This is a genomic window from Nitrospira defluvii (assembly GCF_905220995.1).
GTDB lineage: Bacteria > Nitrospirota > Nitrospiria > Nitrospirales > Nitrospiraceae > Nitrospira_A > Nitrospira_A defluvii_C.
Map to the genome: position 1 here is coordinate 14,383 of NZ_CAJNBJ010000004.1, position 13,451 is coordinate 27,833.

Here is a 13,451-nt window from a genome sequence, read left to right on the forward strand (position 1 = left end):
GCCTCCAAAGAGAGAAGAAGTAAATGTGCCCTGCTCCTGAACCGTCGTACACGACGATTTGTGAGCCCCGTCTCTCTGGCGCCATTGCCAGTGTTGCTGACCGACGTCGTTGTCGGTCGTGAAGATACCCGAGCTACTACCGATATCCGTTGGTAATTGGCATCCGGCGATCTTTGCCGAATGCCCGATGCGTAATCTTGATGCCGAGCGGGGCCTGCCGCCGCTTGTACTCACTGCGATCGACCATCACCATGACCCGTGCGACCGTCTCCCGATCGAACCCCATCGCGACGATGTCTTCCAGTGCGCGATCTTCCTCGACATAGGCTTTCAAAATCGGATCAAGTATGGAATACGGCGGCAGACTGTCTTCGTCCTTTTGGTCGGGGCGCAGCTCCGCGGTCGGTGCTCGCTCCAGCACGCGTTTGGGAATGACCGGCTCCGGCCCGACCAGATTTCGCAGATGCGACAGCTCATACACCATGGTCTTCGGCACGTCCTTGATGACGGCGAATCCTCCGGCCATGTCGCCGTACAACGTGGCGTATCCGACGCTCATCTCGCTCTTATTCCCGGTGGTCAGCACCAGATGGCCGAACTTATTCGAATAGGCCATCAGCAGATTTCCCCTGATCCGGGCCTGCAGATTCTCCTCGGTTGTGTCGGGGCGACTGCCGGCGAACGGCTTCGACAACGTCCTGAGGTAACTCTTGAAGGTCGTCGTGATCGACAGGGTCTCCACCTGAATGCGCAGGCGCCGGGCCAGATCAGCCACATCTTCCCGACTCGCTCGCGACGTGTAGGGCGAGGGCATGAACACCCCCAGCACATTGTCTGCGCCCAATGCATCGACCGCGATGACCGCCGTCAAGGCCGAATCCACGCCGCCGCTGAGCCCTATAACGACCCGCCTGAAGCCGTTCTTGAGCACATAATCCTGCACCCCGAGCACCAGGGCACGGTAGGCCTCATCCACACGCTCCAACGGGAGCCCCAGAGGCGGGACCACCGTGGACGACGATTTTCGCGCCGGCACCCGTACCTCCACCCGATCAATCAGGGCCGCCACGCGCGGCGGCACGGGCTTCTTCCGCCCCTCACCTTGGCGCGCCCGCCCGACAGCCGCCACGTCAAGGTCCGCAACCAACAGATCCTGTGCGAAGGCTTTGCCCCTCGCAACGATCTCACCCGTCTGATCCACGATCACGCTGCAGCCGTCAAAGACCAGTTCATCCTGCCCGCCTACTGTGTTCGTGTAGGTGACGAACACACGATTCTCACGGGCGCGCGTCGCCAAGACCTGCTCTCGCACGCGGCTTTTCCCGACATGAAACGGCGAGGCATTGATGTTGACGATCACCTCGGCGCCAGCCGCCGCTTGCGCGCGAGAGGGACCTTCTGGATACCAGATGTCTTCGCAAATGTTGACCCCGATCGTGGTGCCATTGAGGATCAGCAGGGGAAGGCGAGTGCCGGGATGAAAGTACCGGCTTTCATCGAACACCCCGTAATTCGGCAGGTGTCGTTTGCAGTAATTGGCGACGATCCGGCGTTCGGCCAGCACTGCCGCAGCGTTGTATAAGTCATGCCGACCGGCAGATGGCATGGCCGCCGCCTCGGACGCGGTCACCCCGGTCCCTTCACGGCCGACATAACCCACGACCACCACCAATCCATGGGCCTCCGCTGTAATCGCCTTCAACGCACGCTGCGTGTCATCGATAAAGCGGGCCTTGAACAACAGGTCCTCCGGCGGATAGCCGGTAATGGCCAATTCAGGAAATGCCACGATGTCCGGCTTGGCCCGCCGCGCTTCCTTAATCCAGGCCTTAATCAGCGCCGTATTCCCGTCGATATCACCGACGGTGGGGTTGATCTGAGCCATGGCGATTCGCAGCGATCGCATTAGCGGGCTTCCCCTGCAATCACAGCATGCTCAAATCGGCCATTCAACGAGGCCGCAAGGAGCTCAGACGCCGAGGCGTACTGTGAGTCGTACGTCGAGGTGGATGAGAGACTGAGAACGAAGTTGAGGGCCGATTTCAGCATGCTGATAATAAAAAAAAAGTCCTCAGACCCACCTCGGTGGATCGGAGGACGTCGTTGTCCTGCGCCATCTCTGTAAAGGAGACTTTTCGAAGACTCCGTTGTCCCCGAAAAAGCTGGCGAACAATACCACCGGCCACAATCGGCTGTCAACCGACCTTCACCGGCGTTTTCCCCCAGAGCATGCAGCGTCGGCGCGCCCCATATGCTAGAATCCAGCCCCATGCGCACTCTACCGCACCAGGCTCACGGAGCATTCCGACGCCCCTTACAGGTCTGGCACATAAGCCTGGCCCTCTTCACATGCCTCCATGTAGTCGCCTGCAGCACCGGCTCACCCCTCACCCCGGTCGGGGAAGGCCCGCTTGGAAAGGTAGCGCTCGAGCGGTTAGCCAGCCGGGGGACCACCGCAAAATACGGGAGCCCACAGACGGCCTTTCAGGCCTCGCATCCGGCGACGATCCCGGTTTCGGTGATCTCCCACCTCCTGGCTGGCTTGTCTGTCTCAGGCATTGAGAGGCCAGGAAACGCCGCGACACAGCAGGTTTACCCGCTGTTCTCCCACGAGGAAATGGAGTTCTTGGGCCCCCTCCTCGTCCGCGCCCTTGCAGAGGCACAGGCGGATCAGCGAATACGTTTCACCTTGCACGATGACGGCCTCCGAACGCAGGGCACGATCTATGTGCAAAAATCTCTACTGCGAGTAAGCCTCTCACACTATCGCGCAAGACCCGCACAGACAGACACTCGACCAGCGACGCTGGCGCTCTCCTTTTCGCCGACACAGGCCTTGGTACGTACCGATGTCCCCCAGTCCTGGATGAACATCGAACCGGACCAGCCGCATGTGGCGGTCTCAATTGAGGCGTTGGCCCAACTCCCTCCGTGGCCCACCGCCCCTTCCGAGCACCAGTCGGTCGTAGAGGTCGCTCCGCCGCCTATTCCTGTCGCAAACGAGCAGACAAGGTTGCACCAAGAACTGCAGGCCACGAAGGACCTGGTGGTCAAACAGGCCGAGGAACTGCAGCAGCTCAAGACCGAACTCGACATGCTGAAACGCCAACTCGCGGAGAAAGAGTCGCCCGCCTCCAAGGCCAAGCCCAAACCGGCCCCTCGCAAATCTGCCCCGACTCCATAACCGCTCCCTCTGCCTGATGCGTTAATCGCCGCTCAAGACAACTGCCGACCGGGCCAGCACGTCCCTGGCATCGTAGACATCGTCTGCCCAAACCGGTTTCTGGCCCTTATACATTGTCACCGTCATGGACGTTCGACGCGAGAACGCCAGAACATCGGCGCGCTGAGCCAAGTGAAAAATGTCATACCCTTCGCGCAGCGTCAGTTCGGCACAACGGCGCTGCAAGTATGCGTCCAACTGTGATTGCGAGGTAAACGAACTGACACTGTACTCGACGCGATAGACATTGTCCTTGAGTTGCTCAACTTCCTCTCTCGCAGCTCCCGCCAGCGGCTGGTATTGCCCCGTCGCGCAGGCAGTGGTCGCGACCATCATCAGGAGGAGAACGGCATCCCTCACCCTCGACATGGATCCCTCATCACAGTTCGACTGCTTCATACGAGTGAAGGGCGTCCTCCCCCGACGGCATTTCGACGACATCCAGCTGTGGTAACGATCTGTCATGCATAACTCGCATCTGAGGACTCACCGCGCCGGCTAGTGGCTCGCCTCCAATCCTGCCGCCGACTCTAGGGGTGAATAGTAATATGACGCCCTCATGAGTTCAATTGAGACTGCAGCTCACCGACATGTCTTGCTGTTCGCTCGCACCTGCGCCGCACAGGCTAGCCGGCAAAGACCAACCTCTCCGTCAGGCGCTACCGCGTCGGCGCCAACGGCTTCTCAGCGACTCACTGGTGCAAGGCAACAAAGACACCTGGAATTCAGGGAGTGGGTATGGGCACTACCGGCAGGCATATAGACGCTGGGCAAGACGCGCCGAGATTCCCACACTGGGGGCGCAACGGCTCGCTCGATCGTGGGAGGGAAAGTTCGGCCTCCCCGTTACCCTCTATTCTTATCGGCCCGATCTTCAATCTCGCCGGCCAACAAAATCGCTTCGGCAATTTCGCGCATGGATTTCCGGAGGTCCATGCTCTGCCGCTGAATGAGCTTGAACGCCTCTTCTTCGGACAGGCGCTTCGCCCGCATGAGATAGCCCTTGGCCCGATCGAGCAGCTTGCGGACCTGTAATGCCTCCTGCATCTCGAACGACTTCTCCAACAGCGTCGTGTGCTCGATGGAAATCGCCGCCTGATTGGCGATGGCCTGCATCAGCTTCACTTCTTCGGCCGTGAAGGTGTGCGGCGTGGACGTATAGGTATTGATAACGCCGATCGCCTTTTCCCGTACCAGCATCGGCACGCACAGCAACGAACAGAGCCCTTCTTTCGCGGCCATGTCCGGATACATGTACGAACCTTCTTTGGTCACATCCGGCACAATAATCGGCCGACGGTCTTGCACCGCCCGACCGCTGATGCTCTGGCCAACCTTCACATTCGGTTTTCGTCGATATTCCTCACTGAGGCTTTGCGTGGCGGCGATGCGAAGTTCGCCTGTCGTTTGATCCAACAAGATAATGGAACAGATTTTCGATCCCATCATCTGGGCCGTCATCGTCACGATCAATTGCAGCACGTCTTCGATCAAACGATTGGAGGAGAGGGTCTCCGACACTTGCGACAAGGTATCCAACTGGAGAGCCTTCCGCGTCATCTGGTCATAGAGGCGAGCATTCTCAATCGCCCCGCCGACTTGCGTCGCAATAGTCGACAGGAGCGCCAATTCATCCATGCGATAGCGTCGTGAGCGCTTGTGCTGCACATTGATCACGCCGACCACTTCCTGTTTAGTCGTGATAGGCACGGAGACGAACGCTTGGTAGCGGTCCTCAGGAAGGTTATGAAAAAATTTGAAGCGCGAGTCATCGCTGGCGCTGTTTGGAATCACGACCCGGGTCCGTTCTCGCGCGACCCAGCCGGTAATACCTTCGCCCATTCCGATGGTGATGCGACCGATCAGCTTAGGATGGGGATTCTTCGAGGCTCGTAAAATCAGTTCGTCCCTCTTGTCGGACAGCAGATACAAGAGACAGGCATCGGCCTTCGTCGCTTCCACCACGACGTCGACGATATGACGAAGCACGGATTCCAGATCGAGCGTGCTGCTGATCGACTCACTGATGCGGTGCAGCACATCGACTTCCCGCGTTTTCTCCCGCAAGGCCTGTTCCAATTGAGGCACGGTTCGCTTCGGCGCCATGAGACTCCTACCGCACCCGCCGCCTGCCGGCGACGGCGCTCCGGACGCGTGGTTCACGGCGGCGAACGGTCGCAAACCAGGCCCGTGTCTCCTGCTGGGGAAGGGCGACAACCCGCACCGCTCCGATTGATTCGGGAACTACGCAATAGACTGTTCCAGCGGACACCTTCTTGTCCTGCTGCATGGCGCTCCACAGGTCTTGGAACGTCACGTCGGGCATACGCGCGGGTAGGCCGGACGCTTCCACCAGCCGACGTAACCGATCCACCACCTCCTGGCCGCAGTAGCCGAGGTGTCGTGCCAGATCGGCCTCATACACCATACCAACCGCAACCGCCTCACCGTGAATGAGTCCCTTGTACCCGCCAAGCGATTCCAATGCATGCCCGATCGTATGCCCAAAATTCAGAATACGCCGCCGATCGGCTTCGCGCTCGTCTTCCGACACGACCTCCGCCTTGATTTCACAAGACCGCCTCACAATGTGCGCGACCACCACGTCGTCCAGCGTGAGGATCCGCGCCATGTGCTGCTCCAAATACTCAAAAAACGGTGCGTCCGCGATCACTCCATACTTAATGACTTCCGCCAGCCCTGCGACCCATTCACGCGGGGGCAACGTATGGAGCGTAGCCGGATCGATCAGCACGGCCTTCGGCTGGTTGAAGGCGCCGATCAAGTTCTTTCCTTTGGGATGATCTACCCCAGTTTTCCCCCCCACGCTGGAGTCGACTTGCGCCACCAAACTGGTCGGGACCTGCACAAAGGGAATACCTCGCTGATAGATCGCTGCGGCAAATCCGGTCAAATCCCCCACCACGCCGCCTCCCAAGGCCAGCAACGTGGAACTCCGTTCAAAGCGAGCGTCCACCAATGCATCCATTACCTTCGCGATGGAGCGAAGCGTTTTCGTTTGCTCTCCTGGAGGCAAGATAATCGGTGTGACTGTGAACCCGGCAGCCTTCAACACACGCATCACCGGCTTCAGGTAATGGCCGGCAAGATGCCGATCGGTGATCACCCCGACTTTTCCTGTGCGACGAAGCCGGGTTAGTTCTACGCCAAGATCGTTCACCAGCCCACGCCGGATGCGAATGTCGTAGCTCCGCGTACCGAGCGCAACGTGGATGGTCTGCTGAGCCATATCTGTCTTGTCTTTCTCCATGATTCGCCAATCAGAAACTCGGATTGGGGCTGATCGCACTGAGTGCGATATGACACCGCTCACAGGAAGTCGTCTGGACCGATCCGGCAGCCATCCGTCCAAGACCCAGTCGGAGAGCCGATTACAAACCTGCGTGTTGACTGGAAGAAGCGACTCGGAAGGAGCGCCCCTCAGGAGGGGGGAAGAGATCATATAAATGGGAATCGCCCCCATTGAGACGGCGCACCATCTTCAATGGGGGCGATTATTAACGTGCCGTGCCGGAACCTGTCAAGTTGCCGACCGGACGATCGTCGGCGTCAGGAAAATCAGGAGTTCCTGTTTCGACACGTTCTCGGTCTTGTTCTTAAACAGCCAGCCTAATACCGGGATCCGCGAGAGATAGGGAATTCCGGCGACGTTGTTTGATTGGGTATCAACGAAGACACCGCCGATCACCATGGTTTCGCCGTCACGGACCAGCACCTGGGTCGTGGCTTCACGACGATCGATGCTCGGACCGGCCGGGTTGCTCCGGGCACCGACGGCATTCCGGGTCGCCCGCACCTTCATGAGGATCTGCTTTCCGATCTCTTTCGGATCGCGAGAGGTGATCTGGGGCGTCACGTTCAACTCAAGATTGGCGTCGACGAAGGTGGTCTGTGTTCCTTGCAGCGACGTGGTCTGGAACGGAATAGATTCACCCTGCGCAATCTTGGCATCTCGCTTATCCAGTGTCGTAATCTTGGGGGCTGCGATCACCTTGGTCAACCCCAACAATTCGCCGGCTGACAATCGCACATCCAGCATGGCCCCGTCGGTTTTCCCAATCGAGAATCCGGCACCAGGCACAGACGGCAAACCGGGATTCGCCGGTAGGTTGATCAGGAAATCCGAGACCTGCGCACCGAAGGGTCCGGTGGTGCCGGTCTTGAACGCGGAGGTTCCGCTGGCACCACCAAGCTGATTAACGTTCTGAATGCCCCATTGCACGCCGAGTGAACGCGTATAGGTCGTATCCGCTTGGACGATCCGGGCCTCAATCTGCACTTGCGGGACTTCGAGGTCGACGCCATCCAACAATTGGCGCAGGACCTCCAGCTTGGATTCCGTGTCGCTGATGATCAGCGCGTTGCTCGCGGCACTGACCGTCATTGTGCCCCGGGGACTCAGATTCTGTCGCAACGACGTATGGACCTCCGTGGCGTTCAGATTGCGGATGTAGAAGACGCGCGTCACGATCGGCTCGGCCTTGGCTCTGGAGTCTTTGGCTCGCGCTTCTTCGTCCTGCTGTTTCGAAATATTCTGCAGGGTATCGACCCACACGATATTGCCTTGGCGAATCATGCCCAGGGCGTTCATCTTCAGCAACATGTCGAGCGCCTGATCCCATGGCACATTGGCCAACTTCATAGTCACTTTGCTCTTGACGCCTTCACCGACGACGATATTGAAACCGCTGACCTCAGCGATCAGTCGCAGGACATTGCTGATGTCGGCCTGCTGAAAATCCAGCGAGATGCGCCGTCCGACGAACCGCGATGACCCATTTACCACCTCGTTGGCCTCCGGCTTTCGGTCTTCCTTCTGCACGGACTCGGAGGTCAATTGCACCGGCATGACACGGAACAGTGCTTTGGGCGCCTTATGAACCACCGGCATTGAAGGGGGCACGACGACCGGTTCGGCCATCACACCGGCATCCGGATCTGCGGGCTTGGCATCGGTCGACGCCTTCGGCGCGAGCGTCAACACGAGACGTCCGTCGGTTGAATCAATCGTATGTTCAGCAGGCTGTGCGAGATCAAGCACCAACCGCACCTTATCCTGATGATACCCGAACCGCACCCGTGATAAGAGGGCATGTCCGATGGACAGTTGGGACTGCTGCCGCTCAGATTGGAGGTTCGGCATATCGAGCACCATCCGGCGATCTCCGACCATCTTGACCGTGTGCGCAAACACTCCGTTGCCGGTCAGGACCAGCGAGAATCGCGCGCCCTCAGGCTTGGCTTCGACCTTGGTCAGCATCGTGGCAGTCTGGCCGACTGCGACCGGGTGCGCTGGGTCTAGTGCGGCACTATCCGCAGGAGCTGCAACCTGCTGGTCGGCGGCCTGTGCGAACCCGGCCAATCCCGTCGTTTCGGCCGACGCAACAATCGGTACATACCCGGCAAGCCCAAGGATTCCGGCCATCACGGTGATACTCAGCAGCGGATGAACACCAACCTGTGTTTGTTTCATTCTGTACCCTCTTTCGGGTGCAGGAGCTTCACGTATTCACGCTCCTGTTTATTCCCGTACACGTCCGTGAACCGCTCTTGAACGATGATGCCTCGTTCGGTGATTGAACTAACCACGCCGTTGTTCGGCCCGATTCGCGTCCCGCGGCGGATGCTGTACCCCTTGCCGTCCGGCGTCTGAACCATAGCCGTGTACCCGTAATTACCCCAAAGCACGCCGATTAAACTCAATTCCGTGAGGCCGACACGTTGCAGCGGGGGCAGACTTGCGTCTTGCTCCGCCTGCTGTCCGAGCTGAATCATCGGCAGGAACGGATCACGACGTCCCGAGGGGTCATAGGAAGTTCCCGAAAACTCCATCGACAGCGAATCCCCAGGTTGAGCGACTGCGGCCTCGGCTCGCGGAGCCGGAAGATCGACAGTCGGCGCCGGCTTTTGCGCCTCCGGCAACGGCATGACTTTCAGAGAATCGGCTGGCCGCATGGATGCGACCTGCCGCAAGTGCGGAAGCGTCTTGGACTCGACCGGGAGCGAACTCCCGACGAGCGTCGCCACGACCGCCCCGATACTCACCGGTCGTATCCACTGATTCCACCATACTCGTGTGTTCACGATGCGTCCCCCTGCGTTGGGCATGAGCTGGGATCCATTTCTCACTTCGGCTTCGCTGCAGGCGCCGGCGTAGCGGGCTTCTTCTCCTGCGGGGCGGCGTACGCGACCAGATCAAAGACCGTTTGCGTGACCACGCGACCTTGATCGACTCGCGCCGCGCCGATCCGCACATCTTGTACGGTCACGATGCGGGACAACTTGCTGATTCGATCGAAGAAGATCGCAGCCGTATGGTATCCGCCTGCCACCTCCACGTTGATGGGCATGCGGATGAACAACTTAGATGGATCTTCGGCTTGCACGCCCGGTTTCCAGAGCCGGACATCCAACCCCAGACGCAACCCTAAATCGGAGACCTGCTTGAGCAACATCACCGCTTCCTCTTCAGGCGGGAGGCGCTCCTTCTTCGCAGCCAGCTCAATTTCCAATTGTTTGCTGGCCGCCACCAACTCATCCAGGTGCTTGACCTTGAGCGTCAGGTTCTGGATTTCAGTATCCAACTGCGCCACTTGCCCTTGAACGGCCTCCAGTTCGACCGTCTTGGGATCGACCACGTAAAAGTAGAATCCCACCAGAATCGCCGCCACCAACAATCCGAGCAGCGCGACCTTTTGGCCCGTCGGAATGCTACGGAGGCTGTCTAAGCTGATTGCATTCAGACTCATGTTAGCCTTTCATCGACAGGTCGAGACGGAATTGATAGGTGTTCATCTTGTTGTCTTGGCCAGCCCGGCTTTCCATCAGCTTGATGGCGCCAAACTGATCGGTCCGGCGGAGGTTGTTCACGAATTCAACCACATCATCGTTGGTTAAGGCGCGGCCTTCTAGTTCGACGCTGTTGCCTTTGAGATTCATACGCACCAACCAGACCTTCAACGGATTCAGGCTCTGGCTGACGTGGTCCAACACTTTGACCGGGCCGGTTCGACTTTTTTCCAATTGATCGATAATGCGGTTCTTGGCTTCCAGTTGCTTTTTCTTTTCTTCGAAGTCCTGAACGGCCTTCACTTGCTCTTTCAGCTGCGCCACCTGCTTGTCCTTGAGTTGCTTCTCCGCCTGCTTGGCCTGGATGTCCTCATCCAGCGCCGACGCATAGAACCAGCAACCGGTAAGGGTGATCAGCAACACACCGACACCGATCAATGCCTCGGCCCGGACATCCCATTGCGGCTTGGCTTTTCTGGACCGAGGTCCAGTCGCGAGCAAGTTGATTCTAATCATCGGTCCCCCACCGTCCGCAGTGCGAGGCCTACCCCGACTGCCGCAAGCGGCCCCATCTCCGTCAACTGATCAGGATCGACGTTGCACTGTGAGGTGTCGATCTCATTAAAGGTATTCGCGATTTCTACGTCCAGATGCATTCGATCGCGAAGCTGTTGAGCCAAGCCCTTCACCTTGGCTCCCCCACCGAACAGCAAGACCCGCGCGATATCACTGTCGGACGATGTCGTCTTGAAGTAGTCGATCGTGCGCGCGATCTCCGATGCCACCTCGGCATTGACACTTTCCATCACGGCCGCAAGTGTATGATCGTCATCCTGCTCGCTTTTCTTGAGTTGCTCCGCTTCCTCGAACGACACCCCCATCTCCCGTTGCACCGCTTCAGAATAGCGGTTGCCGCCTAGGGGAATGTCACGCGTAAAGAGGGAGACCCCGCCGCCCACGATATTCACGTTCATGACGCTGGCTCCGATGTTCACCAGAATCGTGGTGTCGTCCTGGGTCGCCGGGGAAGTCACGCCGTACATGTTTTCCACCGCGAAGGCATCCACGTCCATGACGATGGGAACCAGTCCCGCAGCTTTGACCAACTCCGTCAATTCATTGATTTTGTCCTTCTTCGCGGCCACGAGCACAATCGACATTTCCGCTTGCTCGTCCGGGTTCTCAGGCGGCGGCAACACATAAAAATCAAGATTAACTTCGTTGATATCGAAGGGGATGTACTGCTCTGCAGCCAGTTTTACCTGCGCATCCAGCTCTTCATCGGGCATCGGCGGCAGGGTGATTTTTTTCACAATCACCGCGTGGCCGGAAATCGACACCGCCACCTGCTTCAATTTCACATTCTGTTCGGCCAGCAATTCCTTGATGGCCGACACGACTCGTCCCTCATCCATGACCGTGCCGTCCACGATCACCTCGGGCTCCAATTCCTTCACGCCGAATTTTTGCAGGGTGTAGTGGCCACGATGCTCTTTGATCTGCACGAGTTTGATGCTGCTCGAACCGATGTCGAGCCCCAGTAGTTGCCGCTGTGGGGAAAACATCGACAGGAATTCCATACCCGCCAGGTGCTTCAGTGAATCCAGCATGCTCACGTCCTCTCTACGCGACCTCTTTACGCCCGCCACTCATCACATGCTTGATTTGTTCGACGTTCTCCACCGTATAGAGGCGCCAGTTGCGCCAATCGCGGGGCGGTCCCGTAATCAACCCCTCGCGCTCCCAGCGAAACAGGGTCGCGCGCGAGATATCGAACATCTCGCAGACCTCATTGGTCTTGTACAATTTCTTTTTCGGAACATCGTTCACTTTCTTCACGTACCGCCTCAAACGCCACTATTCATCGCATGATTCGAGCCCACGAAATTAAGTATAGTTGATATAGTCCACCTGTCAAGAAAGTGGACGACGAGGCGATGTGAGGAGAGACAATGACGAAACAGCGTGCTGGGCTAGGGCTTTTGGAGGTCCCGGTTCATCACGGTGACGTCATATCCGAGAGCGGCAAATTGTGCCTGGAGGCGCAAGGCAATGGTCACGGATCGATGCCTCCCGCCGGTACAGCCGATGCCGATATTGAGGTAGCTGCGTTGGTCCCGCTCGTACAGAGGAATGAGAAACCCGAAGAGTTTCCCCAGATGTTCCAGAAGTTGACCGGTCATGGGATCGCCAAATACATATTGCTGGACTCTGGCATCTTCACCCGTCAGCGCCTTCAACTCCGGAACGAAGAACGGATTTCGAATGAAGCGTACATCGAAGAGCAGATCAATGTCGTAGGGCACCCCGAACTTATAACCGAAGGTCACAAGGGAGATGGTCATGCGACGGGCGGTCGATTCCTGCCGGAATTCGCGGATCAGCAGGTCGCGTAACTCATGCACCGTCAGGGTGGAGGTATCGATCACACGGTCGGCATGCTTTCGCAGTTCGCTGAGACGTTCGCGCTCAAATCTCACGCCCTCCAACACGGGCATATGGGGCAGCAGCGGGTGCGGGCGGCGGCTCTCTGAAAACCGGCGGACCAGCACTTCCTCCCGCGCCTCGAGAAACACTAACTGCAACGCATGTCCCTGCGCTTTGAGTTCACTGAGGACCTGCGCTAAATCACCGAAGAACACCCGTTCCCGAATGTCGATCCCGAGGGCGACATTCTTAATCTCCCCTCCCTGTTGATTGCACAGTTCGACAAATGTAGGCAGCAATGCCGGTGGAAGGTTATCGACGCAAAAGTAGCCCGCATCTTCGAAGGCTTTCAGGGCATGGCTCTTTCCGGATCCGGAAAGACCGCTGATGACGACGAGATTAAGCGCGGCCATGAGAGGTGCGAGCACGATCGCTCGCAGGATCGATCAGAGACAATCTGCCGTTCGGCAATCGCTGCAACACCTGGATCGTACCCGACAACGCATTCACGAACATCAACAGACCAAGTTTGGATGCGTTGAGCGCGTCAACCGCTTCCTCTAACGTCAGGAACTCAAGTTTCGGACGGACGATTTCCAGCCCGTTGTTCTCCGACCGCGGAGCCTTTCTCGTCACGGCACGCACGCGGGGCAAATCGCCGAATTTGTGATTGACCTTCCGCTCCTTCAGCTTTCGCAGTTGTGCGCCCAGCTTATCGACCACCTCGTCGATCGACGCATACATTTCTTCTGTCGAGGTCTTCGCCTGTAACCGTCGCCCCTGTACGACGCCCACCACCTCAGCAACATGGTGAAACTTTTCGAGACTGAGGAGGATTTGCAGCGTGCCAAGCTTGAGGCCATAGCGATCGAGCCGCTCCATGCGTGTTTCGATATAGTCCCGCAGCGCAGGGGTGACCGCTACATGTCGTCCCGTGATCATCAATCGCATGCCATCCTCGTTTCTCGGGCCGCCGGCACTCACCGTGCAC

At 58.2% G+C, this 13,451-nt stretch carries 13 protein-coding genes; 1 reads left to right on the forward strand and 12 read right to left on the reverse strand.

The window, feature by feature from the left end; genetic code table 11:
* Positions 1 to 136 precede the first annotated feature (136 nt).
* On the reverse strand, positions 137 to 1,906 hold the full coding sequence (locus tag KJA79_RS10015) for an NAD+ synthase (RefSeq protein ID WP_213041906.1): 1,770 nt from the start codon (positions 1,904 to 1,906) through the stop codon (positions 137 to 139).
* A 363-nt stretch (positions 1,907 to 2,269) separates the two neighbouring features.
* On the opposite strand from KJA79_RS10015, the gene KJA79_RS10020 reads away from it, so the two are divergent.
* A complete protein-coding gene (locus KJA79_RS10020) occupies positions 2,270 to 3,184 on the forward strand; it encodes a hypothetical protein (RefSeq protein ID WP_213041907.1) in 915 nt (304 codons plus the stop codon).
* 21 nt (positions 3,185 to 3,205) lie between these two features.
* Here KJA79_RS10020 and KJA79_RS10025 read toward each other — a convergent pair whose 3' ends face one another.
* The 11 genes from KJA79_RS10025 to hpf form a co-directional block, all read right to left on the reverse strand.
* Positions 3,206 to 3,592 carry a CC0125/CC1285 family lipoprotein gene (locus tag KJA79_RS10025; protein ID WP_213041908.1) on the reverse strand — a complete coding sequence of 129 codons (387 nt, stop codon included), beginning with the start codon at positions 3,590 to 3,592 and terminating at the stop codon, positions 3,206 to 3,208.
* Positions 3,593 to 4,069: 477 nt separating this feature from the next.
* A complete protein-coding gene (locus KJA79_RS10030) occupies positions 4,070 to 5,329 on the reverse strand; it encodes a GAF and ANTAR domain-containing protein (RefSeq protein WP_213041909.1) in 1,260 nt (419 codons plus the stop codon).
* Between the two features lie 7 nt (positions 5,330 to 5,336).
* Positions 5,337 to 6,473: a 3-dehydroquinate synthase gene (gene aroB / locus KJA79_RS10035; RefSeq protein WP_213041910.1), complete on the reverse strand. Its 1,137-nt coding sequence runs from the start codon at positions 6,471 to 6,473 to the stop codon at positions 5,337 to 5,339.
* A gap of 291 nt (positions 6,474 to 6,764) precedes the next feature.
* A complete protein-coding gene (locus KJA79_RS10040) occupies positions 6,765 to 8,717 on the reverse strand; it encodes a type IV pilus secretin PilQ (RefSeq protein ID WP_213041911.1) in 1,953 nt (650 codons plus the stop codon).
* Positions 8,714 to 9,328, reverse strand: a complete 615-nt coding sequence (locus KJA79_RS10045) for a pilus assembly protein PilP (protein ID WP_213041912.1) — start codon at positions 9,326 to 9,328, stop codon at positions 8,714 to 8,716. The genes KJA79_RS10040 and KJA79_RS10045 overlap by 4 nt, the downstream gene beginning before the upstream one ends.
* Positions 9,329 to 9,369: 41 nt before the next feature.
* Entirely contained in the window at positions 9,370 to 9,993 is a 624-nt protein-coding gene (locus tag KJA79_RS10050) for a type IV pilus inner membrane component PilO (protein ID WP_213041913.1), read from the reverse strand.
* A gap of 1 nt (position 9,994) precedes the next feature.
* Complete coding sequence (locus tag KJA79_RS10055; protein ID WP_213041914.1) at positions 9,995 to 10,549, reverse strand: PilN domain-containing protein; 555 nt, start codon at positions 10,547 to 10,549, stop codon at positions 9,995 to 9,997.
* Complete coding sequence (gene pilM / locus KJA79_RS10060) at positions 10,546 to 11,643, reverse strand: type IV pilus assembly protein PilM (protein ID WP_213041915.1); 1,098 nt, start codon at positions 11,641 to 11,643, stop codon at positions 10,546 to 10,548. The genes KJA79_RS10055 and pilM overlap by 4 nt, the downstream gene beginning before the upstream one ends.
* 13 nt (positions 11,644 to 11,656) lie before the next feature.
* Positions 11,657 to 11,872: a MerR family transcriptional regulator gene (locus KJA79_RS10065; protein ID WP_213041916.1), complete on the reverse strand. Its 216-nt coding sequence runs from the start codon at positions 11,870 to 11,872 to the stop codon at positions 11,657 to 11,659.
* Positions 11,873 to 12,006: 134 nt separating this feature from the next.
* A complete protein-coding gene (gene rapZ, locus KJA79_RS10070) occupies positions 12,007 to 12,873 on the reverse strand; it encodes an RNase adapter RapZ (protein WP_246507559.1) in 867 nt (288 codons plus the stop codon).
* Positions 12,860 to 13,411 (reverse strand): ribosome hibernation-promoting factor, HPF/YfiA family, encoded by a 552-nt coding sequence (gene hpf / locus KJA79_RS10075; protein WP_213041918.1) that lies wholly within the window; start codon positions 13,409 to 13,411, stop codon positions 12,860 to 12,862. Before hpf ends, rapZ begins: the two co-directional genes overlap by 14 nt.
* Between the last annotated feature and the right edge of the window lie 40 nt (positions 13,412 to 13,451).

What these genes read in the sequence shown, in the direction of transcription:
- KJA79_RS10025 (WP_213041908.1), bottom strand. Translation starts at nt 3,592, where the DNA reads ATGTCGAGGGTGAGGGATGCCGTTCTCCTCCTGATGATGGTCGCGACC.
- KJA79_RS10040 (WP_213041911.1), bottom strand. Translation starts at nt 8,717, where the DNA reads ATGAAACAAACACAGGTTGGTGTTCATCCGCTGCTGAGTATCACCGTG.
- rapZ (WP_246507559.1), bottom strand. Translation starts at nt 12,873, where the DNA reads ATGGCCGCGCTTAATCTCGTCGTCATCAGCGGTCTTTCCGGATCCGGA.
- KJA79_RS10030 (WP_213041909.1), bottom strand. Translation starts at nt 5,329, where the DNA reads ATGGCGCCGAAGCGAACCGTGCCTCAATTGGAACAGGCCTTGCGGGAG.
- hpf (WP_213041918.1), bottom strand. Translation starts at nt 13,411, where the DNA reads ATGCGATTGATGATCACGGGACGACATGTAGCGGTCACCCCTGCGCTG.
- aroB (WP_213041910.1), bottom strand. Translation starts at nt 6,473, where the DNA reads ATGGCTCAGCAGACCATCCACGTTGCGCTCGGTACGCGGAGCTACGAC.
- KJA79_RS10055 (WP_213041914.1), bottom strand. Translation starts at nt 10,549, where the DNA reads ATGATTAGAATCAACTTGCTCGCGACTGGACCTCGGTCCAGAAAAGCC.
- KJA79_RS10020 (WP_213041907.1), top strand. Translation starts at nt 2,270, where the DNA reads ATGCGCACTCTACCGCACCAGGCTCACGGAGCATTCCGACGCCCCTTA.
- KJA79_RS10015 (WP_213041906.1), bottom strand. Translation starts at nt 1,906, where the DNA reads ATGCGATCGCTGCGAATCGCCATGGCTCAGATCAACCCCACCGTCGGT.
- pilM (WP_213041915.1), bottom strand. Translation starts at nt 11,643, where the DNA reads ATGCTGGATTCACTGAAGCACCTGGCGGGTATGGAATTCCTGTCGATG.
- KJA79_RS10050 (WP_213041913.1), bottom strand. Translation starts at nt 9,993, where the DNA reads ATGAGTCTGAATGCAATCAGCTTAGACAGCCTCCGTAGCATTCCGACG.